General features: G+C 68.1%; 23 protein-coding genes. 16 read left to right on the top strand and 7 right to left on the bottom strand.

The annotated features are described in order from the left end of the window. Positions 1-57 precede the first annotated feature (57 nt). The gene (locus tag ACH0CP_RS03405) at positions 58-519 is read right to left on the bottom strand and encodes a YaiI/YqxD family protein (RefSeq protein WP_294444471.1); all 462 of its coding nucleotides are present in this window, start codon (positions 517-519) and stop codon (positions 58-60) included. 103 nt (positions 520-622) lie between these two features. Between ACH0CP_RS03405 and ACH0CP_RS03400 the strand changes: the two genes are divergently transcribed. The 4 genes from ACH0CP_RS03400 (at position 623) to ACH0CP_RS03385 (ending at position 4,283) form a co-directional block, all read left to right on the top strand. Continuing rightward, complete coding sequence (locus ACH0CP_RS03400; protein ID WP_294444470.1) at positions 623-1,570, top strand: alpha/beta hydrolase; 948 nt, start codon at positions 623-625, stop codon at positions 1,568-1,570. Between the two features lie 118 nt (positions 1,571-1,688). Continuing rightward, positions 1,689-2,297 (top strand): SRPBCC family protein, encoded by a 609-nt coding sequence (locus ACH0CP_RS03395; protein WP_294444469.1) that lies wholly within the window; start codon positions 1,689-1,691, stop codon positions 2,295-2,297. Next, positions 2,297-3,487: a zinc-dependent alcohol dehydrogenase gene (locus ACH0CP_RS03390; protein ID WP_294444468.1), complete on the top strand. Its 1,191-nt coding sequence runs from the start codon at positions 2,297-2,299 to the stop codon at positions 3,485-3,487. The genes ACH0CP_RS03395 and ACH0CP_RS03390 overlap by 1 nt, the downstream gene beginning before the upstream one ends. 10 nt (positions 3,488-3,497) lie before the next feature. Next, a complete protein-coding gene (locus tag ACH0CP_RS03385) occupies positions 3,498-4,283 on the top strand; it encodes an SDR family oxidoreductase (protein ID WP_294444466.1) in 786 nt (261 codons plus the stop codon). Positions 4,284-4,332: 49 nt separating this feature from the next. Here the strand turns inward: ACH0CP_RS03385 and ACH0CP_RS03380 are convergent, their stop codons facing one another. The 4 genes from ACH0CP_RS03380 to ACH0CP_RS03365 are packed head-to-tail and all read right to left on the bottom strand — an operon-like array spanning position 4,333 to position 9,592. Then, complete coding sequence (locus tag ACH0CP_RS03380) at positions 4,333-6,078, bottom strand: amidohydrolase family protein (RefSeq protein WP_406875780.1); 1,746 nt, start codon at positions 6,076-6,078, stop codon at positions 4,333-4,335. A 37-nt stretch (positions 6,079-6,115) separates the two neighbouring features. Then, positions 6,116-6,970 carry an IclR family transcriptional regulator gene (locus tag ACH0CP_RS03375; protein WP_406875779.1) on the bottom strand — a complete coding sequence of 285 codons (855 nt, stop codon included), beginning with the start codon at positions 6,968-6,970 and terminating at the stop codon, positions 6,116-6,118. Next, entirely contained in the window at positions 6,967-7,851 is an 885-nt protein-coding gene (locus ACH0CP_RS03370; RefSeq protein WP_406875778.1) for a 3-keto-5-aminohexanoate cleavage protein, read from the bottom strand. The genes ACH0CP_RS03375 and ACH0CP_RS03370 overlap by 4 nt, the downstream gene beginning before the upstream one ends. A 1-nt stretch (position 7,852) precedes the next feature. Next, the gene (locus tag ACH0CP_RS03365) at positions 7,853-9,592 is read right to left on the bottom strand and encodes an amidohydrolase family protein (protein ID WP_406875777.1); all 1,740 of its coding nucleotides are present in this window, start codon (positions 9,590-9,592) and stop codon (positions 7,853-7,855) included. A 114-nt stretch (positions 9,593-9,706) separates the two neighbouring features. On the opposite strand from ACH0CP_RS03365, the gene ACH0CP_RS03360 reads away from it, so the two are divergent. The 8 genes from ACH0CP_RS03360 (at position 9,707) to ACH0CP_RS03325 (ending at position 16,879) form a co-directional block, all read left to right on the top strand. After that, complete coding sequence (locus ACH0CP_RS03360) at positions 9,707-10,405, top strand: nitroreductase family protein (protein WP_294445152.1); 699 nt, start codon at positions 9,707-9,709, stop codon at positions 10,403-10,405. A gap of 87 nt (positions 10,406-10,492) precedes the next feature. Beyond that, positions 10,493-11,392 carry a heme o synthase gene (locus ACH0CP_RS03355; protein WP_294445151.1) on the top strand — a complete coding sequence of 300 codons (900 nt, stop codon included), beginning with the start codon at positions 10,493-10,495 and terminating at the stop codon, positions 11,390-11,392. Beyond that, positions 11,389-11,529, top strand: a complete 141-nt coding sequence (locus tag ACH0CP_RS03350; protein WP_294445150.1) for a hypothetical protein — start codon at positions 11,389-11,391, stop codon at positions 11,527-11,529. Before ACH0CP_RS03355 ends, ACH0CP_RS03350 begins: the two co-directional genes overlap by 4 nt. 2 nt (positions 11,530-11,531) lie before the next feature. Then, complete coding sequence (locus ACH0CP_RS03345) at positions 11,532-12,074, top strand: cytochrome c oxidase assembly protein (protein ID WP_294445156.1); 543 nt, start codon at positions 11,532-11,534, stop codon at positions 12,072-12,074. A 34-nt stretch (positions 12,075-12,108) separates the two neighbouring features. Beyond that, complete coding sequence (locus ACH0CP_RS03340; RefSeq protein ID WP_294445149.1) at positions 12,109-13,029, top strand: cytochrome c oxidase subunit 3; 921 nt, start codon at positions 12,109-12,111, stop codon at positions 13,027-13,029. A gap of 102 nt (positions 13,030-13,131) precedes the next feature. Beyond that, a complete protein-coding gene (locus ACH0CP_RS03335) occupies positions 13,132-13,752 on the top strand; it encodes an SURF1 family cytochrome oxidase biogenesis protein (RefSeq protein WP_294445155.1) in 621 nt (206 codons plus the stop codon). Positions 13,753-13,820: 68 nt separating this feature from the next. Next, on the top strand, positions 13,821-15,218 hold the full coding sequence (thrC, locus tag ACH0CP_RS03330) for a threonine synthase (protein WP_406875776.1): 1,398 nt from the start codon (positions 13,821-13,823) through the stop codon (positions 15,216-15,218). A 134-nt stretch (positions 15,219-15,352) separates the two neighbouring features. After that, on the top strand, positions 15,353-16,879 hold the full coding sequence (locus ACH0CP_RS03325) for a peptide chain release factor 3 (RefSeq protein WP_406875775.1): 1,527 nt from the start codon (positions 15,353-15,355) through the stop codon (positions 16,877-16,879). 199 nt (positions 16,880-17,078) lie between these two features. On the opposite strand, the gene ACH0CP_RS03320 is transcribed toward ACH0CP_RS03325, so the two are convergent. Next, complete coding sequence (locus ACH0CP_RS03320) at positions 17,079-19,424, bottom strand: TonB-dependent receptor (RefSeq protein WP_294444498.1); 2,346 nt, start codon at positions 19,422-19,424, stop codon at positions 17,079-17,081. A gap of 123 nt (positions 19,425-19,547) precedes the next feature. Between ACH0CP_RS03320 and ACH0CP_RS03315 the strand changes: the two genes are divergently transcribed. From ACH0CP_RS03315 to ACH0CP_RS03305, 3 genes are read left to right on the top strand one after another with little or no spacing between them, the layout of a single operon-like run. After that, positions 19,548-20,204 carry a TetR/AcrR family transcriptional regulator gene (locus ACH0CP_RS03315; protein ID WP_294444497.1) on the top strand — a complete coding sequence of 219 codons (657 nt, stop codon included), beginning with the start codon at positions 19,548-19,550 and terminating at the stop codon, positions 20,202-20,204. 26 nt (positions 20,205-20,230) lie between these two features. Continuing rightward, positions 20,231-20,410, top strand: a complete 180-nt coding sequence (locus ACH0CP_RS03310) for a hypothetical protein (protein ID WP_294444496.1) — start codon at positions 20,231-20,233, stop codon at positions 20,408-20,410. A gap of 56 nt (positions 20,411-20,466) precedes the next feature. Next, entirely contained in the window at positions 20,467-21,588 is a 1,122-nt protein-coding gene (locus ACH0CP_RS03305) for an NAD(P)/FAD-dependent oxidoreductase (RefSeq protein ID WP_406875814.1), read from the top strand. A 21-nt stretch (positions 21,589-21,609) separates the two neighbouring features. Here the strand turns inward: ACH0CP_RS03305 and ACH0CP_RS03300 are convergent, their stop codons facing one another. Further along, positions 21,610-23,085, bottom strand: a complete 1,476-nt coding sequence (locus ACH0CP_RS03300; RefSeq protein ID WP_294444494.1) for a M23 family metallopeptidase — start codon at positions 23,083-23,085, stop codon at positions 21,610-21,612. A 195-nt stretch (positions 23,086-23,280) separates the two neighbouring features. Between ACH0CP_RS03300 and ACH0CP_RS03295 the strand changes: the two genes are divergently transcribed. After that, positions 23,281-25,464 (top strand): helicase-related protein (locus tag ACH0CP_RS03295; RefSeq protein WP_406893874.1); only part of this gene is annotated, 2,184 nt, incomplete at its 3' end.

Here is a 25,464-nt window from a genome sequence, read left to right as displayed (position 1 = left end):
CACGGGGGGAGGGCGCGGCTTAGCCGAACGGGCACGAGTCGGCGATTCTTCCGTGACTTATCGCGGGCGGCGGAGGAGCTTCATCAGCGCGGCATCGAGCGCGGAGAGGAAGCGCGAGCGATCCTCCTTCGCGAAGGGCGCAGGGCCGCCGATGCGATCGCCGCCGGCGCGCAGATCGCTCATGATCGCGCGCACCGCCACGGCATTGCCGATCGAGCTGGTGGTGAAGGGCTTGCCATTCGGCGCAACGACGGTGGCACCCGCCTTCAGGCAGCGATCGGCGAGCAGGATGTCAGCGGTGATCACGACCGTATCCGGCCCCGCATGATCGGCGATCCAGTCATCCGCCGCGTCGAAGCCGGCATCGACCACCTGGCGGCTGATCAGCGGATGCTGCGGCACGCGAAGGTGCGCATTGCTGACGACCGTCACCGGCACCTCCAGCCGATAGGCGACACGGTAGATCTCCTCCTTCACCGGGCAGGCATCGGCATCGACGAGAATGTGGGGGCGGGCCATGGCGTGCGCCTGTGCCACATCGCGCCCCGCCTTGCACTGGCGCCTTGCCCTGCCGCCGGGCGGATGAAAGGGTGGCGGCAACGACAGACGAGAGGATGAGCATATGGCTTCGAGCGGCACGCGGCATCTGGTGGACCCTGAACTGCTGCCGCTGCTGGAGGCCTGGCCGACCTTCGACCTGACCGTCGAGGCACTGCCGGCCGTGCGCGCGCGATCGCTGCCGCGCCCGCCAATGCCGCCGGTGGACGTGCGCTTCGACCGGATGGAAGCACCGGGCCGCGACGGCGCGCCGGCCGTGCCGCTGCACGTCTATCGCGCCAATGGCGTGGCAGGGCCGCTGCCGACGATCCTTCACTTGCATGGCGGCGGCTATGTCGCGGGCAAGGCGAGCGAGCTGGCGGACGCGCACCGCGTGATGGCGCAGGACCTGAAATGCGCGATCGTTTCGGCGGATTATCGCCTGGCGCCGGAGACCTGCTTTCCCGGCAATGTCGATGATTGCTACGCCGCGCTCGATTTCGTGATGCGCGAGGCGGATGCGCTGGGACTGGACGCGGCGCGCATCGGCGTGATGGGCGAGAGCGCCGGTGGCGGGCTGGCGGCGGCGCTGGCCCTGCTGGCGCGCGACCGGGGCGAGCACCGGCTGGCGTTCCAGCATCTCATCTATCCGATGCTGGACGATCGGACCTGCACCGCGCAGCCGCATGCCACCGCGGGCGAGTTCATCTGGAACCGGGCGAAGAACATCTTCGGCTGGACGGCGCTGCTGGGCCATGAACCGGGGCGCAAGGACGTGTCGGCTTATGCTGCGCCGGCGCGCGCGGCGGATCTGGCGGGGCTGCCGCCGACCTTCATTTCGACCGGGGCGCTCGACCTCTTCGTCGACGAGGACCTGGATTATGCGCGGCGGCTGATGGCGGCCGGGGTGCCCACCGAGCTTCATGTCTATCCGGGCGCCTTCCATGCCTTCACGCTGGTGGCTGGCGCGCGGGTGGCGCAGCAGGCGAACCGCGACAGCCGCGAGGCGCTGCGGCGCGCGCTGCATGGTTGAAGCGTCTTAACCTGCATCAACAATAGGAAGTTTTGACGCGCGTTCGGGCGGTTAAGCGGCTTTTCCCGGAACGCGGGAGCGACACGCATCGTTGGGGGGCATTCACCAGGAGGATGGAATGGCCGACACGATCGACCCCGCCCGCGCGGACGATGCTCCGCTTTCGACCGCCAAACATCGGTCCGCCGCCGTCGATTCCGCGACCAGCGGGATGATCGGAACGCCGGCCAGCGGCAATGCCGACACGCTGATCGGCCGCACCGTGACGATCCGCCGGCCGCGTGCCGAGCTTTACGCTTATTGGCGCGATTTCCCGAAGCTCGCGACGTTCATGGAGAATGTCGAGCGGGTGGAGATGCTGGACGACCAGCGTTCCCACTGGGTGGTGAAGGCGCCCGGCGGCGGCACCGTCGAGTGGACCGCGCGGATCACCGACGAACGCGAGGGCGAATATATCGCCTGGGCATCCGAGGAAGGCGCCGAAGTGCCCAACAGCGGCCGCGTCGACTTTCGCGATGCGCAGGGTGATCGCGGCACGATCGTCACCGCGACGATCCTCTACGACCCGCCGTTCGGCATCATCGGCAAGCTGGTCGCCAAGATGTTCCAGCGTGAACCCGCGATCCAGGCGCGGCGTGACCTGCGCCGATTCAAGCAGCTGATGGAAACCGGCGAGATCGCCACCGGCGCGCGCAATCGCCGCCTTCTGGAAGAGGGAAAGAACTGATGCGAGCATTGGCCTGGCACGGAAAGCACGACGTGCGCGTCGACACGGTCGACGATCCCGAAATCCTCAACCCGCGCGACGCGATCATCAAGATTACCTCGACCGCGATCTGCGGATCGGACCTTCACCTCTACGACGGCTACATCCCGACGATGCAGGCGGGCGACATCCTGGGCCATGAATTCATGGGCGAGGTGGTCGAGGTCGGCTCGGGCTCGACGCTGAAAAAGGGGCAGCGCGTGGTGGTGCCGTTCACCATCTCGTGCGGATCGTGCTTCCACTGCAGCAAGCACCAATATTCCGCCTGCGACAACGGCCTGCCCGCCGACAACCAGGATATCGCCATGGAGCTGTACGGCCAGCCGATGGCCGGGCTGTTCGGATACAGCCACATGACGGGCGGCTATTCGGGCGGGCAGGCGGAATATGTCCGCGTGCCGTTCAGCGACGTCGGCCCGATCGTGGTGCCCGATGGCGTGCCGGACGAGAAGGTGCTGTTCCTCTCCGACATTCTCCCCACCGGATGGATGGCGGCGGAGAATGCCGACATCGAGCCGGGCGATACGGTGGCGGTGTGGGGCTGCGGCCCGGTTGGCCTATTCGCGGTGCAGTCGGCGTTCCTGATGGGCGCGGCGCGCGTCATCGCGATCGACCATTTCCCGCGCCGGCTGGAGCTTGCCCGCAAGTTCGGCGCCGAGACGATCAACTTCGAGGAAAGTGCGACTTACGAAGCGCTGATGGAGATGACCGGCGGCATCGGGCCGGATGCGTGCATCGATGCCGTGGGCCTCGAAGCGCACGGCCTGTTCGTCGACAATGTGGTGGACCAGATCAAGGCATCCACCTTCCTTGGCACCGACCGCCCACATTCGATCCGCCAGGCGATCATCGCCTGCCGCAAGGGCGGGCGCGTCTCGATGCCGGCCGTCTATGGCGGCTTCGTCGACAAGTTTCCGCTCGGCGCCTTCATGGAGAAGGGGCTGACGCTGAAGACGGGGCAGACCCATGTGCAGCATTACCTGCCCGGGCTGCTGACCGCGATCATGGAGGAGAAGATCGATACGACCTTCCTGATCAGCCACACACTGCCGCTGGAGAATGCGCCCGACGGTTATCGCATGTTCCACGACGAACAGAATGAAGTGACCAAGGTGGTGCTGAAGCCCGGCCTCGATCGCCTCGACCTCTAGGAGAAACAGCATGGCCAACAAGCTTGCCATCGTGACGGGCGCATCGACCGGCATCGGCTTCGAACTCGCCACCATCGCCGCGCGCGAGGGATATGACCTGATCGTCGCCGCGGACGAGCCGCTGATCGAAGCGGCGGCGAAGGATTTTGCGCAGTTCGGCACCAGCGTCGAGCCGATCGAGGTGGACCTTTCCACCATCGAGGGCGTCGACCGGATGCTGGCGGCGGCGAACGGGCGGACGATCGACCTCGTCTGCGCCAATGCCGGCATCGGCACGGGCGGGCCGTTCCTCGACCTGGATGTCGCCGCCTGGCGCCATTCAATCGACACCAATGTGACGGGCACCGTGTACCTGCTGCAGAAGGTGCTGAAGGCGATGGTGGCGCGGGGTGACGGCAAGATCCTGGTGACGGGATCGATCGCCGGCTACATCCCCGGAAGCTTCAACGCGATCTACAATGCAACGAAGGCGTTCATCGACAATTTCACCGAGGCGCTGCGCAACGAGATCAAGGATGTCGACGGCGTGACGCTGACGACGCTGATGCCGGGGCCGACGGACACCGAGTTCTTCGCGCGCGCCGACATGCTCGACACGTCCGTGGGGCAGAGCGATTCCAAGGCCGATCCGGAGAAGGTGGCGAAGGACGGCTGGGAAGCGCTGATCGCGGGCAAGGGGCACATCGTGTCCGGCCTGTCGAACAAGCTTCAGGTGCTGGGTTCGGGCGTGATGCCGCAATCGGTGCTGGCCGAAATGCACCGCGGCATGGCGGAGCCGGGCACGGGCAAGGAATAAGAGCCGGGGCGGCAGGCGCGGATCGCGTGCCTGCCGCCTTCCTCAGTGGTCAGCCAAGCGCCCGGGCGCCGCGCAGCAGGCGGCCGGGGGTGCGCCCGGTCCATTCGCCGCGCTCGAAGGTGGGCACGCCCGACTTCACCGTCCAGCGATAGCCGCGCGGCTGCTGGAGCAGGCGGGTGCCGCCGGCGGGGAGATCCTGCACGATCTCCGGCGGGGCGAGCGACAGTTCGTCCAGCGCGATGACGTTGAGATCCGCGAGATAGCCCGGCGCCAGCACGCCGCGATCGTGCCAGCCGACGTGCGCGGCATTCTTCTGCGAATAGCCGTGGACGAGCCGTTCGAGCGGGGCGGAGAGACCGGCCTTGTTGCCGCGCGACCATAGCGCGACGGTGGTGGTGGGGAAGCTCCCGTCGCAGATCGTGCCGCAATGCGCGCCGCCGTCGGACAGGCCGTAGAGCACGTGATCGCCGGTCATCATGCCGTGCACGTCATCGAGGTTGCCGCGGGCATAGTTGATGAGCGGCATGTAGAGCAGGCGGCGGCCGCCTTCCTCCATCAGCGCATCATAGACGTAGGGGGCGGGATCCTGGCCGGCGCGAGCGGCCTCGGCCGCGATCGACTGGCTTTCGTGCGGCTCGTAATCGACCGGATCGGTCATGCGGAACATGCGCGAATAGCCCCGCGTGATGATCGCGATGAAGCCTTCGCTGGCGTGGAAGGCGGCGTGCTCGGCGAGGATCTCGGCGCGCACCTGCGGATCGGCGAGCGCCTTCAGCCGATCGTCGATGGTCGCGCTCTGCGACGCGACGCGGCGATAGGTGGGCGCGACGATGAAGGGATTGGTGGTGGAGGCGAAGGAGAGGATCGCCCCGATCGGGCGCGGTGCGACCTGAGCGCTGACGGGAAGGCCATCCGCCACCATCTGATCGATTTCGCGGTAGATGCTCTTCCAGCGATCGGGCGCGTCGTCGGTCTGCTGCACGGTGAAGGAGACGCGGCGGCCGCTGGTTTCGGCGAGGCGGCGGATGAGCTGGAGCTCGGCGGTGGCGAAGGCGTCGTCGGCGGTGAGATAGGCGTCCGAGATCAGCTGAATCACGCCCTTGCCCGTCCGGCGCAGCGCGGCGGCAATGCCGAGCAGTTCGGGATCCTCCGCCGTCAGCGTGCCGATGTTGAGCCCGTCGCGGCTGCGGTGCGCATGGGTGCGCGAGGTGGAGAAGCCGAGCGCGCCGGCTTCCATCGCCTCCGCGGTGAGCGCGGCCATGCGATCGACCTCGGCAGCGGTGGGCCGCTCCATATGATCGCCGCCGCGATCGCCCATGACATAGGCGCGAAGCGCCGCGTGCGGCATGTGGGCGCCGAGGTCCATGGTGTACTCGCGGGCGCTGAGCGCATCGAGATAATCGGGGAAGCTTTCCCAGTTCCAGGTCAGCCCTTCGGCGAGCGCGGTGCCGGGAATGTCTTCCACGCCCTCGAGCAGCTGGATCAGCCAATCATGCTTGTCGGCGCGGGCCGGCGCGAAGCCGACGCCGCAATTGCCCATGGCGGCGGAGGTGACGCCGTTGATCGAGGAGGGTGCGAGGACATTGTCCCACGAGACCTGCCCGTCATAATGGGTGTGGATATCGACGAAGCCGGGGGTGACGATGCAGCCGTCCGCGTCGATCGTCTCGCGCGCGGTGCCGGACACGTCGCCGACGGCGACGATCCTGTCGCCCTCCACCGCAAGATCGCCCCTGAAGCGGGGGGCGCCCGTGCCATCGACGATGGTGCCGTTCTTTACGAGCAGGTCGTACATCGCAGGCTCTCCTAACTATCTGTTCTGGTTCGGGTGATCATCGGCCGTCCGCGGCCGCGGCGACGGCGCGGAGGCGGTCGGCGATCACAGCGGCGTCGGGGTGCGGGCCGGCGTCGAACATCGCGGCGGCGAGGATGTGGCGCAGCGGGCCATCCGCCTCGACCGGCACCGCGACGCCGAGGATGCCCGCGTTGACATGGCCGCGATCGAGCCCGACGCCGGTCTGCGCGGTCTCGGCGACATCGGCGAGCCAGGCGGCATAATCGGGGGCGTTGGCCCAAGGCACGGCGTCAAAGCCGCGGCGCAACGCATCGGCATCGAAGCCGCCGCGCGCGGCGACCAGCCGGCCCATCGCGCCGAGCATCATCGGCAGGCGGCGGCCGATGGTGAAGGCGACGCGCATCGCCGCCGAACTGTCCGCGACATGGATCAGCTCCACCTCGTCGCCGACGCGGCGCCACAGGCCGATCGTGGCGTGAAGCTCCTGCGCGGCGGCGGCCATAGCGGCGGCGGCGCGACGCGCGGGATCGGCGTGATCGAGCAAGGGGGCGGCGAGATCGGCGAGGCCCTGCGCCAGCGTGTAGCGCTTCGTCTCACGATCGAAGGCGACGAGGCCCTCGTGATCGAGCGTGCGCAGGATGTTGAGCGCGGTGGAGGTGTTGAGCGATTCCTCGCGCACGATATCAGCGAGGCGAAGCGGCGTGCGGTGGCGGCCGAGGCAGCGCAGGATCGCGACCGCGGCGATGACCGCGCCGACCGGCTTGGCAAGCTCGCGCACGTTGGTGGACGCGTCGCCGGCCCCCCCGGCATGAGCGAAATCGAGGGGCGCGGCCGGGCCCGCGATGCCTCGATGGTGCTCGCCACGAAGGGGGAAGGGGGCTGCGCCGCTCATCGCGGGAGGTTCAGGATCTGCGCGGCCTGCTCCGGCGTCGCGATCGGGCGGCCGGCCTGTCTGGCGAGTTCGACCACCTCGGCGATCAGCTCCAGATTGCCGGGCTGTCGCTCGCCGCCGAAATCCTCCAGGCCGACGCGGACGTGGCCGCCGCGTTCGATCGCAAGTCTGGCGAGGCCGGTGTCCACGACGCAATCGCCGATCGCGGCGACCGCCCAAGGAAGTGGCGAGCCTTCGAGCATCTCGAGATAGGCATCCAGCGCTTTCTCAGTGGGCGGGAGGCCGAAGGTGATGTTGCTGCGCTTGCCGTCGAGAAAATTGTAGCGGCCGCCGAAATAGAGCTTCACGAAGGTACCGGCGGGGAGGCGGCCGGCCTGTTCATAGGCCAAAGTGGTGCGCAGCCAGCCGGGTTCGTAGATCGCGATCGCCGGGCCGAGCTTCTCCTGTTCGTGGAGGTCGGCGAGCCAGGCGATGTCGCGGTAGGTGGTGGCGTAGAGGATTGAGGCACCGGGCAGGCCATCGGGGCCGTGCGTGCCAAGGTTGACCGAGCCGGGGTCGAACGCGCCCATGCGGACGCCGGCACGGGCGAGGCCGCGGTAATGGCCGAAGCGTGCCTCCACATCGGGGCCGGTGGCCACGGTGCCCCAGAGGATCGCGTCGGGACGCGCCGCCAGCACCGGGGCATAGGCCTCCATATAGCGATCGACCGCGGCGTCGCCGGTCATATCCATCCGCTCGATATGCGTGTGGACGATCGCGGCGCCGGCCTCCATCGCGGCGAGCGCCTCGCTGGCGAGTTCCTGCGGGCTGACCGGCACGTTGGGATTGCGCGATTTCGGTGTCGCGCCGTTCAGCGCGGCCTCGATGATGAGCGGCGGCATGTCAGGCGGCGACCGCCGTTCTTACTGGGGCGGGCGCGGGCTGGCGTCCGCGGATCAGCTTGCCGGGAAGGGCGTCGGTGGGTTCGCCATCCCGGTAGATCACCTGGCCCGACTTGATCGTCGCGACATAGCCCTTCGCCTTTTGCATCAGGCGGCGGGCGCCGGTGGGCAGGTCGTAGATCATGTAGGGCTTGCCGAGTTCGAGCTGGTCGAAATCGATGACGTTGACGTCGGCGAGATAACCGGGGGCGAGCAGGCCGCGGTCCTCGAGCCCGACGGCGAGCGCGGTGTCGCGGGTCTGCTGCTTCACCGTATCGGCGAGGTCGAGCAGGGGGCCGCGCGTGCGATCGCGACACCAGTGGGTCAGCATGAAGGTCGGCAGGCTGACGTCGCAGATTGCGCCGACATGCGCGCCGCCATCCGACAGGCCCGACAGCGTGTTGGGATTGGTGATCATGGCGTGGACGTTGTTGAGATTGCCCTCGACGTAATTGTGCATCGGGAAGAAGAGGAAGGCGCGGCCCTCGTCCTCGAGCAAGGCATCATAGACCAGTTCGTCGGGATGGACGCCGAGCCGCTCGGCCTCCGCCGCGAGGCTGGTCGAGGGATCGGGCTCGTAATCAACGCGGTCGGTGATGCGGAACATCTTGTGCTGCGCGCCGGCGACCGAATTGACGAAGGGATGATCCTTCATCGGCGCCTCTGCGATCAGCCGCGCGCGGAATTCGGGATCGCGCATCCGGGCGACCTTTTGGTCGAGCGGCAGGTCGGCGATCTCGCGGTAGCTGGGCCGGCTGATGAAGGGGTGGACCGAGCCCTGCAGGCCCAGCATCAGGCCGACCGGGCGGCCGGCGATCTGCGCCTTCAAGGGATACCCCTCGGCGACGGCGGCATCGAGCCGCTGGGTCAGTTCGCGCCACTGGTTCGGGACCACATCGGCCTGCACCATCGAGAAGCTCAGGGGCTGACCGGCGATCTTGGTCAGGTCGCGGACGAGGCTGAACTCCTCATCCATTTCCTGGAAATCGGAGACCCATTGGAGGACGCCCGAGCCAGCGTCGGCGATGCCGCGGGCGATCGCCTCCATCTCCTCGCGCGCGGCGCGCACGGTGGGGGTGAGATCGCCGTCGGCGGTGCGGTGGACCATGGTGCGGGTGGTGGAAAAGCCGAGCGCGCCGGCGCGGATCGCCTCCGCGGTCAGGCGGCGCATTTCCTCATTTTCCTCTGGCGTTGCGGGATCGCGGTTCGCGCCGCGCTCGCCCATCACATAGACGCGCAGCGCGCCGTGCGGCACCTGCACCGCAACATCGATGTCGTGCGGCAGCCGGTCGACGGCGCCCATATATTCGCCGAAGCTTTCCCACTGCCACGACAGTCCTTCGTGAAGCGCGGCGCCGGGAATGTCCTCCACCCCCTCCATCAGCCGAATCAGCGTGTCGTGATCCTGCGGGCGGACGGGGGCGAAGCCGACGCCGCAATTGCCGACGACGACGGTGGTGGCGCCGAGCGTGGAGGAGGGATCCATGCGCGAGGCCCAGGTGATCTGGCCGTCATAATGAGTGTGGATATCGACCCAGCCGGGGGTGACGAGCTTGTCCGTAGCGTCGATCTCGTGGCGAGCCGGGCCGGTGACGGCTCCGACTGCAACGATGCGATCGCCAGTGATCGCGACATCGCCCTGATACGGCGCGCCGCCGGAGCCATCGACAATCGTGCCGCCGCGAATGACCAGGTCGTACATGACGCCCTCTCCTTTTGCTGTATTTGCCCGCGAAGGTGACTTCGCCGCGCGGATGAGGCAAGGATTATTCGCGTGGAAGAACAACATTCTCCATAGAGAACGAGAGGACGGCAAATGCAGGCGACCGCAGCGATCGAGCGAACCACCACTTCCGACAGCGAGACGCTGGAGCGGTTGCTGCGCGAGCGGCGCTCAGTGCGCGGGTTCAAGCCCGATCCGGTGCCGGCCGACCTGCTGGAACGGGTGATGGAGATGGCGCAGCTCGCCCCGTCCAACTGCAACGTCCAGCCATGGACCGCGCACGTCGTGTCGGGCACGGCGGCGGAGCGGATGCGCACGGTGCTGCACGATGCGGCGAAGAGCGGCGCCAGGATCACGCCCGATTTCCCGCTGACCGGCGCCTATCCCGGCCATTATCGCGGGCGGCAGATCGATGCGGCCAAGGCGCTGTTCGCGGCGACCAACGTGGCGCGCGAGGATGTGGCGGCACGGACCGAATCGTTCCTTCGCAACTTCCGCTTCTTCGATGCGCCGCACGCCATGTTCCTGTTCATCCCGGCGTGGGCCGGGATGCGCGAGGCGGCGGACTGCGGCATGTATGCCCAGTCGTTCATGCTGGCGCTGACCGCGAACGGCCTTGCCTCGTGCGCGCAAGGGGCGCTGAGCCACCATGCCGAGATCGTCCATCGCGAGCTGGGCGTGGGCGACGACCAGAAGCTCCTATTCGGCATCGCCTTTGGCTATGAGGATCCGGCGCATCCGGCGAACAGCGCGCGCACCGTGCGCGACAAGGACCATGTGCTGCACGGCTGAGCCATTTTTCCGCAGAAGTGCGCGAGGTGAGGGGGCGCGGCGCGCCCTTTCCCCGCGCGCACGATGCGGGTATGGCCCGCGCATCCGATGACTCCTGCAACGCCCCTTCTGCCGCCTGCCGACTGGCGGGATTTCCTCGCGCTGACGAAGCCGCGCGTGCTGACCCTGGTCGTCTTCACCGGGCTGTGCGGGATGCTCGCGGCCCCCGTCGGCATCCACCCGGTGCTGGGCTTCACGGCGATATTGTGCATCACGCTGGGCGCCGGCGCTGCGGGTGCGCTCAACCAATGGTATGAGGCGGACATCGATGCGGTGATGAAGCGCACCGCCAACCGGCCGCTGCCCGCGGGGCGGATGGATCGGCAGGCGGCGCTTCACTTCGGTGTCGGTCTGGGAGCCTTTTCCGTCATCCTGATGGGCCTGGCGTTGAACGTGACGGCGGCGGCGATCCTTGCCGTCTCGATCCTGTTCTATGTGCTGATCTACACCGTCTGGCTGAAGCGCCGCACGCCGCAGAACATCGTCATCGGCGGCGCCGCCGGCGCCTTCCCGCCGCTGATCGGCTGGGCCGCGGCGACGGGCGAGATCGCGCTGCTGCCGGTGCTCCTGTTCCTCTTCGTCTTCCTGTGGACGCCGCCGCATTTCTGGGCGCTCGCGCTGTTCGTGAAGACCGATTACGCCAATGCCGGCGTGCCGATGCTGCCCGTGGTGGCGGGCGAGAAGACCACCCGGCACCAGATCGGCCTGTACACCATCCCGATGGCGCTGGCCGCGGTGGCGCCCTGGCCGCTGGGCCTGGTGGGGCCGGTCTATGGCCTCGTTTCCGTGGCGATGACCGGCTGGTTCGCGCTGCTGGCGGCGCGGGTCGCTTATCGCACCACCGGCGCGGATGACGCGATGCTGCCGGAAAAGGCGCTGTTCAAATATTCCATCCTGTATCTTTTCGTAATGTTCGGCGCGCTGGTCGTCGATCGGTGGGTAGCATGAAGAACGATGACGAGGATCTGATCCGGCGCCGGCAGAAGAGCCGTGCGATCGTGATGGCGCTGCTGCTGGGGGCGTTCGTGATCCTGGTGTTCCTGATCTCGCTGGTGAAGATCCGCGAGGGGATGCCCAACCCGTGACGATGGCTGTTTCGCGCAAGGGCCGCACCGCAGCGCTGGCGGTGCTCGGCGTTCTCCTGATGACCGGCCTCGCCTTCGCCAGCGTGCCGCTGTACCGCCTGTTCTGCCAGGTGACCGGCCTGAACGGCACCACGCAGCGCGCCGAGGATGCGCCCGGCGCCATCGTCGGCCAGATGGTGAAGGTGGATTTCGACGCCAACACCGGCAAGGGCCTGCCGTGGCGCTTCGCCCCCGAACAGCCTAACCAGCGGGTGACGATCGGCGCGCGCAACATGGCCTTCTTCACCGCGACGAACCGCGCCGCGGTGCCGGTGACAGGGACGGCGACGTTCAACGTGACGCCGGATCAGGCGGGCAAGTATTTCACCAAGATCGAGTGTTTCTGCTTCACCGAGCAGACGCTGCAACCCGGTGAATCGATGCGCATGCCGGTGATCTACTTCGTGGATCCGAAGATCCGCGACGATCCCGACGCACGCGATATCGACACGATCACGCTCAGCTACACGTTTTACCCGGTGGATTCCGGCAAAAGCCCAAGCTAAGCGGACGCAAACGCGTACCAACGGGGATAGCCAGATGGCAGGCGCCAAGAACCACCAATACCATATCCTTCCGCCCGATATCTGGCCGATGGCCAGCTCCTTCTCGGCCCTGGCAATGGCGGCGGGCGCCATCATGTGGATGCACGGCGGCCATGTCGGCAAGCCGAACGGCGGCGGCATCCTGTTCTTTGCCGGCCTCGCCGCGGTGCTGCTGTGCATGTTCAGCTGGTGGCGCAACGTGATCCGCGAAGGCCGCGCGGGCGACCACACCCCGGTGGTTCAGCTGCACTTCCGCTACGGCATGATCCTCTTCATCGCCTCGGAAGTGATGTTCTTCGTCGGCTGGTTCTGGGCCTATTTCGATTTCGCGCTGTTCCCCGATGCGATCGCCTTCGTCGATGGCGCGGTGGAGCGGGCGAGCGACACCGTGGCGATCGCCGCGCAATGGCCGCCCAAAGGCCTGGAAGTGATCAACGCGTTCGAGCTGCCGCTGCTCAACACGCTGATCCTGCTGTGCTCGGGCACCACCATCACCTGGGCGCACCATGCGCTGATCCATAACCAGCGTGGCGGCGAGAAGCGCGGCCTGTGGGGCATGATTGGCGTGGGCGACCGCGACGGCGTGCTGAAGGGCCTGTGGCTGACGATCGTGCTCGGCCTGATCTTCAGCGCGGTGCAGGCATATGAGTACATGCACGCGCCGTTCCCCTTCAAGGGCAACACCTACGGCGCGTCGTTCTTCATGGCGACGGGCTTCCACGGCTTCCACGTGATCGTCGGCACGATCTTCCTGATCGTCTGCCTGATCCGTGCCTATAAGGGTGACTTCACGCCCAAGGCGCACTTCGGCTTCGAAGCGGCAGCCTGGTACTGGCACTTCGTCGACGTGGTGTGGCTGTTCCTGTTCGTCTCGATCTACGTGTGGGGCGGCTGGGGCGCGCCGGTCCACGGCTGATCGCCTGACGCTGCTGCCAGCAGCGACGGATAAAGCGGGCGCGGCTCCTCGTGAGTCGCGCCCGTTCGCTTTTGTGGGAAGAATGACGTGCGTGATCCAGCCATGAGGCGCGTGCCGATCCTGCCGACGATCCTTGTCGCCCTGGCGGTCGCGATGATGATCGGGCTCGGGCTGTGGCAGCTGCTGATCCGGCTGCCGCAGAAGGAAGCGCAGCTGGCGCAGCTGGCGGCGAACCCGTCCCGCCCGCCGATCGCCTTCCCGATGACGCCGGACGACAGCCTGCTGTTCCGGCGCAGCACGCTCGATTGCGGCAAGGTGACCGCGATCACCCGCGCGGGCGCCGGCGCGGCCGGTTACCGGCTGATCGCGCAATGCCTCACGCCAAACGGCGTCGCGAAGGTGCAGCTTGGCACCACGCATGATCCGGTGAAGGAAGTTTCCTGGGTGGGCGGGCCGGTGAGCGGCTGGATCAGCCACGCGCCCGATGCGACGCCGCTCGGCGCGCAGCTGTTCAAGCCGGCACCGCGCGAACTGCTGCTGGTGGCGGATCGCCCCGCGGATGGGCTGGCCGCCAATAGCCGCCCAAACGTCAGCCTCGTGCCGAACAATCACCTGGCTTATGCCGGTCAGTGGTTCTTCTTCGCGGCGGTGGCGGCGGTGATCTACGTCCTGGCGCTCCGCCGGAGGGGCCGGCCGGCCGGGCCTCCACGCCGGGAGCGATAGCAGGGCTATCGCCGCGCCACGCAGAGCGTTGTTGTCTCGCGCCAGCCGCGCGGGTAACCGGCGGGCCCATGCGCTATATCAGCACCCGTGGGGCGGCCCCGACGCTCGATTTCCGTGGCGCGACGCTGGCCGGGCTGGCGTCGGACGGTGGCCTGTACGTGCCGGAACAATGGCCGACGATGTCGAGGGACGAGATCGCGGCGCTCGCCGGCCTCTCCTATGTCGACACCGCGGCGGCGGTGATGGCGCCGTTCATCGGCGACAGCCTGACCCGGGAGGAGCTTCGCGCCCTGTGCGAGCAGGCCTATGGCCGCTTCGCCCATGCCGCGGTGACGCCGCTGAAGCAGCTGGATCACGACCAGTGGCTGCTGGAGCTGTTTCACGGCCCGACGCTGGCGTTCAAGGACGTGGCGCTGCAGCTGCTGGGCCTGTTGTTCGAACGGTTCCTGACCGGGGACACTGAAGGGCCGCTGACGATCGTCGGCGCGACGAGCGGCGACACCGGATCGGCGGCGATCGACGCGGTGGCCGGGCGCGCGGGGATCGACATCTTCATGCTGCACCCGGCAGGCCGGGTGAGCGAGGTGCAGCGCCGACAGATGACGACGGTGCTGGCGCCCAACGTCCACAATATCGCGATCCGCGGCGATTTCGACACGGCGCAGGCGCTGGTGAAGGCGATGTTCAACTCGGCCGATTTCGCCGGCCGCTTCCGCCTGGGCGCGGTGAATTCGATCAACTGGGCGCGGCTGATGGCCCAGGTGGTCTATTATTTCTATTCGGCCGTGCGGCTTGGCGCGCCAGAGCGCGCGGTGGCGTTCAGCGTACCGACCGGAAACTTCGGTGACGTGTTCGCCGGTTACGTCGCCGCGCGCATGGGCCTGCCGGTCGCGAAGCTGGTGGTCGCCACCAACGTCAACGACATCCTGCACCGTGCGCTGTCTGCGGGCGATTACTCCACCGGCACGGTGATGCCGACGGCGACGCCGTCGATGGACATCCAGGTGTCCTCGAACTTCGAGCGGCTGCTGTTCGACCTTGGCGGGCGCGATGGCGCGGCGCTGGCGACGCAGATGGCCGGGTTCGAAGCAAACAAGGCGATGCGGCTGACCAATGCACAGCATGGCGGGGCCGCGGCGCTGTTCACCAGCGCCAGCATCGACGCCGACGGCATGGCACTTGCCATGCGCTGGGCGCAGGAGCGGGCGAACGAGGTGATCGACCCGCATACCGCGATCGCGCTTGCCGCCGCGCAGCGCGCGTCGGTCGACGCGCCGATGGTGACGCTGGCGACGGCGCATCCGGCGAAGTTCCCCGAAGCCGTGGAGCGGGCGACCGGCACCAGCGCGATACTGCCGCCGCGCATGGGCGACCTGTTCGAGCGCGAGGAGCGGTTCGACACACTGGACGCTACCTTTGCGGCGGTGAGTGACTATATCGCGGAGCGCGCGACCCCACGGGGGTAGCGCGAAACCTTTCCCGTTCGTCCCGAGCTTGTCGAAGGGCGTGTCAGCCACGGCGCCGATTGGGGCACGTGATACGACAGGCTCAGCGCGAATGGGGCGGTCTGGTCGCGCTTCTTACGTCTCAGGATTATTTCATGCCATCGCCCCGCCGTACCTTCGCGATCATCTCGCACCCTGACGCCGGCAAGACCACGCTGACGGAAAAGCTGCTGTATGTCGGCGGCGCGATTCATCTTGCTGGCGAAGTGAAGGCGCGCGGGCAGAACCGGCGCGCGCGATCGGACTGGATGAAGATCGAGCAGCAGCGCGGCATTTCAGTCACGTCGAGCGTGATGACGTTCGAGAAGGACGGCGTGTTCTTCAACCTGCTCGACACGCCGGGCCACGAGGATTTCAGCGAGGACACCTATCGTACGCTGACCGCGGTCGATTCGGCGGTGATGGTGATCGACGCCGCGCGCGGCATCGAGGCGCAGACGCGCAAGCTGTTCGAGGTGTGCCGGCTGCGCAACGTGCCGATCATCACCTTCGTCAACAAGGTGGACCGCGAGGGGCGAAGCGCGTTCGAGTTGCTGGACGAGATCGCCGACGTGCTGGCGCTGGACGTCTGCCCGATGAGCTGGCCGGTCGGCATGGGTGGCACGTTCGAGGGCGTACTCGACCTCAAGACCAATCGCATCAGCCGCCCCGACGGGGACAGCCGAAGCTTCCAAGGGCGCGTGGAGGCCGATCCCGTGCTGCCCGAGGCAGTGGCGGAGGAAGTGGAGCTTGCGCAGGCCGGCTATGCCGCGTTCGACGCCGAAGCCTATCGCGCGGGCGATCTGACGCCGGTCTATTTCGGATCGGCGCTGAAGGATTTCGGCCCGGCCGAGCTGATCGCGGCGCTGGCGGACTTCGCGCCGCCGCCGCGCCCGCAGCCCGCCGAGCCCGCGGCAGTAGATCCGCAAGAGAAGGACGTCACCGGCTTCGTCTTCAAGGTGCAGGCCAACATGGACCCGCAGCACCGCGACCGGATCGCGTTCATGCGGCTGTGCTCGGGCACGTTCAAGCGCGGCATGAAGCTGACGCCGACGGGCCATGGCAAGCCGATCGCGGTCCACTCGCCGATCCTGTTCTTCGCGCAGGACCGCGAAATCGCCGACGAGGCCTTTCCGGGCGACATCATCGGCATCCCGAACCACGGGACGCTGCGCGTGGGCGACACGCTGAGCGAGAAGCCGGGCGTACGGATCACCGGGCTGCCCAATTTCGCGCCGGAGATCCTGCGCCGCGTGGCGCTGAAGGACCCGACCAAGACCAAGCAGCTGCGCAAGGCGCTGGATGATCTGAGCGAAGAGGGCGTGATCCAAGTGTTCTATCCGGAGATCGGATCGAACTGGATCATCGGCGTCGTCGGCCAGCTGCAGCTCGACGTGCTGCTGTCGCGGCTGGAGGCGGAGTACAAGGTTGCCGCCGGGCTGGAGGCCTCCCCATACGATACGGCGCGCTGGATTTCGGCGGAGGACCCGGCCGCGCTCAAGGACTTCATGGATCTGAACCGCGGCGCACTGGCCAAGGATCGTGACGGTAACCCGGTGTTCCTGGCCAAGAGCGCCTGGGAAGTGGGGTACATCGCGGAGCGCTATTCCAAGGTGAAGTTCGCGGCGACGCGCGAGCGGTAAGGCTCCCCTCCCGGCCGGTTCAAACAAAAACCGCCGCCTCGGAGCGTGTCCGGGGCGGCGGTTTGCTGTTCAGTGATCTCTTCTGCTGGCCGCGACGACGGCTAAGCCGTCGTCGGTCGATCGGCGTTGCCGTCGCCGGCCGTGACGGCCGATGCCTGCCCGTGCAGGCACCGCCGCCGCGCGACCGCGCCTTCGGCCGTCAGAACCGGAAGCCGGCGGTCAGGCTCCAGGTGCGCGGATCGCCGTAATAGACGGTCTGGATGTTGCCGACGCTGGAGAATTCCTGGCCGTCCGTCTTGTACAGTTCCTTGGTCAGGTTCTTCACGCCGCCGCGGACATAGTAGCGGCCACCCGGCGCGTCATACTGAACGAAGGCGTTCAGCAGCATGTAGCCGTCCTCGTACAGGCCCGGACGGTTGTCGACCGACAGGAACTGCTTGTCGACGAAGCGCGCGTCGCCGCCAAACGTCACGCTGCCCGCGTCACCCAGCGGCACGGTATAGTCGGTTGCGAGACTGAAGGTGATCGGCGGCGCGAAGGCTGGCTTGCAGACGATCGCCTGGCCGGTGGGATTGCACGAGAAGCTGGCGGCGGGCGCCCGGCGCGCATCGTCGAACTCGAGATACTTGGCGTTGAGATAGCCGAAGCTCGAACGGATCGCCCATTGCTGCACCGGGCGCACCGCCAGCTCGCCCTCGAGGCCCCAGATGCGCAGCTTACCGGCGTTCAACACCGGCAGTGCGCCGCCGCTGGTGCCGGTGTTGTTGCCCGCGCCGACACGCGCCTGGAAGTTCTTATAGTCTGAATAGAAGGCGGCGCCCGACAGGCTGACGCGGCCGCCGAGGAAGGTACCCTTCGCGCCCGTTTCGTACGTCCAGACCGTTTCCGGCTTGAAGAACGGACGCAGTACCACCTGGCCGTCGACCACCTCGGTGACGTCGAGCAGCGAGTTCACGCGGCCGTTGAAGCCGCCCGATTTGAAGCCCCGCGAAGCCGAGGCATAGAGCATCGTATCGCGCGACGGCTTGAACGAGAGTGTCGCGGACGGCGTCCAGGCGTCGAACGTCACCTTGTTGGTGCCGTTGTACGGCGCCGGCAGATCATCTGGGAAGGAGAAGGTGATGCCGTTTAGCGCCGGCAGCGTCGAGACGGTGCGGGTGAAGCGATCATAACGCTTCGTCTCGCGGGTGTAGCGCAGGCCGCCGGTCAGCGAGAGGCGATCCGTCAGGTCATAGGTCAGCTGGCCGTAGGCGGCGTAGCTGTCGAGCCGCTGATCGTCGTCGATGAAGCGGGTGAAGGTGAACTGCGTCGCGGGCGTCAGCTCGAACAGGTCACCGGCGTAGGCCTCCTGATGCGAGCTCACGTCCTCGCGCAGGTAATAGAGGCCGAAGACGCCGTTCAGGCGGTCGCCCGCGTATTTCAGCTGCAGTTCCTGGCTGAACTGCTGCTGGCGAACGCCGACGAAGACGTCGCCGAGCTCGAACTCGGTCGCGTCGATATCGATGAATGCGTCCGAATCGAGATCGCGGAACGCGCTGATCGAGGTGAGCGTGAAGCCGCCGCCGAGGTTGAGGTTCGCGGTCAGCGAGACGCCGGCATGGTCGAGATCCTGGCCCTGGCCGGGGGCAAGCGAGCTGCGCGCCTCGTAGCGGAAGCGGCGGCCGAGCGGATATGCGGGCGCGAGGACGCGCGTGCCGGTGGTGAAGCTGGTCGCGATCAGCGGCGCAGTCGCCTGGCCGAGCGTCGGCGCGGTGCGGATGCGGGTATAGTCGCCCGCCAGGCTGAAATCGAGATCGTCGGTCGCCTGGAAGCGCAGGATCGCGCGGCCGGCGAGCGTGTCGCGATCGTTGAACTTGCGGCCCGTGACCGGATCGGTGACGAGCCCGTCGCGCTTGTCATAGACGCCGGCCACGCTGAGCGCGACGCGATCGGTGACGATCGGCGCGGACACATAGCCGTTGACGAGCCACTGATCGTAGCTGCCGTAGGTGACGCTGCCGCTGGCGCGGAAATCGTTCAGATCCGGCTTGCGGCTGACGATGTTGACCGCGCCGCCGATGGTGTTCTTGCCGTAGAGCGTGCCCTGCGGGCCGCGCAGCACTTCCATCCGCTCGACGTCGAACAGGTTGAACAAGGCGCCCTGGATGCGGCTGATGTAGACGCCGTCGACATAGATGCCGACCGCGGGATCGAACGTCTGCAGCGCGTCGGGCTGGCCGATGCCGCGGATGAAGATGTTCGCGTTGGTGGAGGTGCCGCGGCCCTGGACGAGGTTCACGTTCGGCACCGCGCCCTGGATGCCGGAGATGTCGAGCGCCTGGCTCTTGGCGAGCTGGTCGGCGGAGAGCGCGGTGACGGCGATCGGCACGTCCACGAGGCGTTCCTCGCGGCGACGGGCGACGACGACGATCTCGTCGCCCATGTCATCGGAGATGACTTCCGGCGCCGCGGGCGCGGGTTCGGCAGTCTGGGCATAGGCGGGTGCCGCGGCGAGAAGGCTCGAGGCGAGCAACAGGCGGCGGAAGGCGGACGAGCGCAACGTCATGGGATATCCCCCCCAAGATGAAATCGGCGCCGTCGCGGCGCCGCCCGGTCTAGGCCGGGTTGTGAAACGATGCCGAGCGCAATAATGAAAGTTGAACCAGGTTTCAACTTGGAAAGGGAGGGCATGGCAGACGGGGCAGGCGTAGACGAGGCAGCCGGGGACGGGACGGCGGCGGAAACGCCGGCGGGCGCAGGCACCGTCAAGACGCCGCGCACCGCCCGAGGCCGCAAGACGCAGCGCGCCATCCTGGATGCCGCGATGGGCGAATTCGGGGAACGCGGCTTTCACGAGGCGTCGATCAGCGCGATCACGCGCCGCGCTGGCGTCGCACTGGGCAGCTTCTACACCTATTTCGACAGCAAGGACGCGGTGTTCCGCGCGCTGGTGCGGGACCTGTCGGATCAGGTACGCGATCATGTAAGCCCCGCGATCCGCGCCGCGCCGGACCAGATCGCGGCGGAGCGGGCAGGACTCGTCAGCTTCCTGGAGTTCGTGCGTGGGCACAAGGCGATATACCGCGTGATCGACGAGGCGGAGTTCGTCGATCCCGACAGTTTTCGCCGGCATTATGCCTCCACCGCCGAGCGCATCGCCGAGCGGTTGAAGGCGGCCGCGGCGCGGGGCGAACTGCGCGACGACGTCGGCGAAGTCCATGCCTGGGCGATCATGGGCATGAACGTGTTCCTGGGGCTGCGTTACGGCGTGTGGGACGAGGATCCCGCCATCGCCGACATCGGCGACACGATTGCGGGGATGCTGGCGCGCGGCCTCTCGCGATAAGCGCGCGGAACGACTACATCACCGAAATGGCCGAACGCTTTGAACGACACCGCCAACCGTGGCGCACGGATGAGATCCAGAAGCTGCACACGCTCGCGAAGAAGGGCATGGCGCTGAAGGCGATCGCCAAGGCGCTGACCCGAAGCGAGGAATCGGTGAAGGAGCAGGCGAAGCGCGACGGGCTGTCGATCGCCAAGCTGCACTGACGCCGGTGCCCCAAGACTATGACGTGATCGTGCTGGGTGCCGGCGCGGCGGGGCTGATGTGCGCCGCGACCGCCGGGCAGCGCGGGCGGCGGGTGCTGGTACTCGATCATGCTGAGAAACCAGGGAAAAAGATCCTGATTTCCGGCGGCGGGCGGTGCAATTTCACCAACATCGGTGCGGCGCCGGACCGGTTCCTGTCGAGCAACCCGCATTTCGCGCGATCGGCGCTGGCCCGCTACACCGCCGCGGATTTCCTTGCGCTGGTAAACAGTTACGGCATCGCCTGGCACGAGAAGACGCTTGGACAATTGTTCTGCGACGGCTCCGCGCGGCAGATCGTGGCGATGCTGCTGGAGGAGGGCGCGAAGGGCGCCGTCGAGGTGCGATGCGGCGGAAATATCCGCGCAGTCACGCACAATGATGGCGCGTTTTCGGTCGATCTTGGCGGAAAAACGGTGACGGCTGGTGCGCTGGTGATCGCGACTGGCGGGCCATCGATCCCCAAAATGGGTGCGACGGGCGTTGCGTACGACCTGGCGCGACAATTCGGGCTGAAGGTGGTGGAGCCGCGTCCGGCGCTGGTGCCACTGACGCTGGGCGGCGAGGATCCGTTCCGCGCGCTGGCAGGCGTTGCGACCGAGGTGGTGGCCAAGGCCGGCAAGGCGGCGTTCCGCGAGGCGATGCTGTTCACCCACCGCGGGCTTTCCGGCCCGGCGATCCTGCAGGTGTCATCCTATTGGCGACATGGCGAGCCGATCATCGTCGACCTGCTGCCCGACCGCACTGAAGGCTGGCTGCGCGATGCGAAGCGGGCGACGCCGCGGGCGAGCGTTGCCAAGCTGCTGGCGGGCGCGCTGCCGCAGCGGCTGGCCGAGGTGCTGGTGCGCGAGCTGGGGCTTGTCGGCGAACTGGCGAACGTCCCCGACGCGAAGCTGGCGACGGCGGAGCGGATGCTGGCGGGCTGGCGGTTCGAGCCCAATGGCAGCGAGGGCTTCGCCAAGGCGGAAGTGACGGTGGGCGGCGTGTCGACCGCGGAGCTGTCTTCGCAGACGATGGAAGCGAAGAAGGTGCCGGGCCTGTACGTGATCGGCGAAGCGGTGGACGTGACCGGCTGGCTTGGCGGCTATAACTTCCAATGGGCGTGGTCGAGCGGCTGGGCGGCCGGGACGGCAGCCTGAAAGCCCCGGACCGCGGCCGGATCAGCTGGCGGTCGGCACCGCCATCAGGTTCGCGACCTTGGCCTTGAAGGCGCGCAGCTTCGGGCCCGAGAGCGTGGCCACGCTGGAGAGCGAGATCGAGCGCGGATTGACGTTCGTGCCGTTCTTCCAGACCTCCCAATGGAGGTGCGGGCCGGTCGACAGCCCGGTCGAGCCGACATAGCCGATCACCTGGCCGCGCGAGACGCGCTGCCCGGAGGAGACGGCGAAGCGGCTCATGTGGCCGTAGCCGCTCGAGATGCCGCTGCCGTGATCGAGCTTGATGAAATTGCCGTAGCCGCGGTTGCGACCGGCCATCACCACGCGGCCGTCGATCGGCGCATAGATGGGCGTGCCGTGCGGCGCGGCGAGATCGAGGCCCTTGTGCATGCGCAGGAAGCCGAGCAGCGGATGGCGGCGCATGCCGAAGGTGGAGGAGACGCGGCCCGACACCGGCATGCCCATGAAGCCCTGACGCTTCGCCTGGCCATTGGCATCCCAGAACTGGCCGCCGTTGCCGTCGCCTTCTTCCCAGCGGACGAGGCGAAGCTTCTTCGATCCCTGATCGAGCCCGGCGAACTGCAACTGGCCCACCTGCACCTCGCCGGTGGCGGCGCGGGCATGATCGGCGATGATGTCGAACCGGTCATCGGCCCGGATCGCGCCGATCGAGGTGCGGGTGGCGATCGCCTTGATATAGGCCTCGACCAGCTTGGCCGGGGCGCCGGCGGCGCGCGCGGAATGATAGAGGCTGGAGCCGACGCGGCCCTGGATGCGCAACGGCGTGCGATCGATGGCGATCGGATGGCGTTCGAGCGAGAGCCCGTCTTCGGTGCGATGCAGCGACAGGTTGAGATCGAAGCGGGCGCGGAAGGCGAGCTTTTCGAGCGGGCGCGCGGTGCGGCGATCATGGCGGCGCCCGAGCGTCAGATCCAGCATCGTGCCGGGCTTCAGATCATTGAGCGACACTTCGCCGGCGACGAGATCGGCGACGCGCGCGGCATCGGCGCGGCTGACGCCGGCACGCTGCAGCGCCCCGCCGAACGTGTCGCCGTTGCCGATCGACGCGGTAAGCTCGATGATCGGGCGTTCGGGCGTTTCGGCGAGCGGGCGGACGAGATCGTTGGCCGCCATGCGCCGGCCGGTGGAGGCGCCGAGGCCGAGCGGCGCGATCGACAGCGTATGCGCTTCCTCGCGCTCCGCACCGGTCATGCTGGTGGCGACGAAACCGGGAACCGGGCGAATGCCGGGCGCCGTCAGCACCGCCGCGGCGATGAGGCCGGTGCAGGTGGCAAGGCCACGCCACCACGTGCCGCTGCCGATGCGGGCGCCAAGATCGGGCACCCAATCCACCTGGTGAAGGGCCGCCCGGAGCCGCTCGCCCAGCGGCAGTTCGCGCACCGGCGCGACCGCGCGGCCGAAGCTGCGGCTACCGGCGGCGCCGGCGAGTTCCAGTCCTGGCTGCTCGCGCAGAAACACGGCGGGTGATGCGCCCCCAAACGCCAAACACGTCGCCGATCCACCCCCGGCGCGGGTCGAAGCGTTGTGGGGGCAAGGTACTAAAGTCAAATTAACCCGCCGCGCCAATGACTCGCCTTGCGCCGAAGCGTTTGCCGGATGCGGCGAAACGGAACGGTTGATTCGCAACGCGTTGGCCACGATGTTCACGGCACCATGCCCGCCCATGATCATCCCCGCGTGACCGCGGTTCTGGGGCCGACCAACACCGGCAAGACTCACCTGGCGGTGGAGCGGATGGCGGCGCATTCCAGCGGCATGATCGGATTCCCGCTGCGCCTGCTGGCGCGCGAAGTGTACGACCGCGTGGTGGCGATGAAGGGCCCCGAGCGGGTGGCGCTGATCACCGGCGAGGAGCGGATCGTGCCCAAGGACGCGCGCTGGTTCCTGTGCACGGCCGAATCGATGCCGCTGGGTGGAGGTGCTTTTGCCGGCGCCGCATCCGACGTGCCGCGCGACGTCGCCTTCGTGGCGCTGGACGAGGCGCAGCTGGGCGCGGACGCGGAGCGCGGGCACGTCTTCACCGACCGGCTGCTGCATGCGCGTGGCCGCGAGGAGACGATGATCCTGGGCTCCGCAGCGCTGAAGCCGGTGGTGAAGTCGCTGGTGCCGGGCGTCGAGATCATCGAGCGGCCGCGCTTTTCCGACCTCTCCTACGCGGGCGCGAAGAAGATCAGCCGGCTGCCGCGGCGATCCGCGATCGTCGCCTTCAGCGCCGAGGAAGTCTATGCCGTGGCCGAGATGCTTCGCCGGCTTCGCGGCGGCGCGGCGGTGGTGATGGGGGCGCTCTCCCCGCGCACGCGCAACGCGCAGGTGGCGATGTTCCAGGCGGGCGAGGTGGACTACCTCGTCGCGACCGACGCAATCGGCATGGGCCTCAACATGGACGTGGCGCATGTCGCCTTCGCCGGGCTGCACAAGTTCGACGGGCGGCGCCGGCGGCGGCTGACCGTTTCCGAGATGGCGCAGATCGCCGGGCGCGCCGGGCGGCACCAGCGCGACGGGACGTTCGGCGCGGTGGCCGAAGAGGGGCCGGACGCGTTCCTGCCGGAGGAAGTGCTGGCGATCGAGGGACATCGCTTCCCCACGCTCGACACGCTCTTCTGGCGCGATGGCGACCCGGACCTGTCGAGCATCGATGCGCTGCTGGCCTCGCTTTCCGCGCCGCCGCAGCACGAGACGCTGCGCGCGGCGCCGGAATCGGTCGACCTCGCCGTGCTGCGCCGGCTGGCGGAGGACCCCGCGGTCCGGGCGCGGGCGCGCGGCCAGGTGGACCGGCTGTGGGCGGCGTGCGGCATCCCCGATTTCCAGAAGCTGGGCGTCGAGCCGCATGCGCGCTTCGTCAGCCGCGTCTTCGGGCATCTCGCCGAGGGCTATCTGCCGCACCAATGGTTCGCCGACGAAGTGACTCGGCTGGACCGGGTGGACGGCGACGTGGAGACGATCGCAGGGCGCGTCGCGGCGGTGCGCACCTGGGCCTATATCGCGCAGCGCAAGAACTGGCTGGCGGATCCTGCCCACTGGGCGGCGCGCACGCTGGCGGTGGAGGAGCGATTGTCCGACGCGCTGCACACCAGCCTGACGCAGCGCTTCGTCGACAAGCGCACCAGCGTGCTGATGAAGCAGATCGGCGCGGGCGCCGGCGCGCTGCCGGTGGAGATCGGGCCGCAAGGCGAAGTGACGATCGACACGCATGCGATCGGGCGGCTCGACGGCTTCCGCTTCGTCGTGGCGCCGGAGGCGCGGGCAGCGGACAAGCGCCTGCTGCTGGCGACGGCGGAGAAGCAATTGGTGCGCGAGCGGCGCACGCGCGGCGAGGCGCTGGTGGCGGCGCAGGACAAGGCGCTGACGCTGGGCGCGGACGGCGCGATCGTCTGGGCCGGGCACGAGGTGGCGCGGCTGGGGCGCGGGCGATCGCTGGGGCGGCCGGCGGTGGTGCTCGATCCGGCGCTCGACTGCCTCGACCCGGCACTTCGCCGCGCCGTCAGCGAGCGCGTGCAACGCTGGGTGGACGGCGCGGTGGCGCGGCACGTGCCGGTGATTGCCGCGCTGGCGGCGCTGGCGCGCGATCCGGGGGCGACGTCGCCGCTGCGCAGCGTGGCGGCGGCGCTGGAGGCGGGCGGCGGGATGACCCCGCGGCTGCCGGCGCGCGCCGCGGTGGAGGCGCTGACGCCGGAGGATCGCGGCCGGCTGCGCCGTGCTGGCGTGACGATCGGCGCGCTCGACCTGTTCGATCCGCGATTGCTGAAGGCGAAGGCGCGACCGTGGCGCGAGGCGTTGCTGGCGGCGGCGGGCGCCGCGGTGCCGGTGGCCGCGCCCGACGGCGCGGCGGTGCTGGCG

The sequence above is a fragment of the Sphingomonas sp. 179-I 2A4 NHS genome, assembly GCF_045369135.1.
Taxonomy (GTDB): domain Bacteria; phylum Pseudomonadota; class Alphaproteobacteria; order Sphingomonadales; family Sphingomonadaceae; genus Sphingomonas.
The sequence above is the reverse complement of the archived record's forward strand: the minus strand, read 5'-3'. Positions and strand labels throughout refer to the sequence as shown.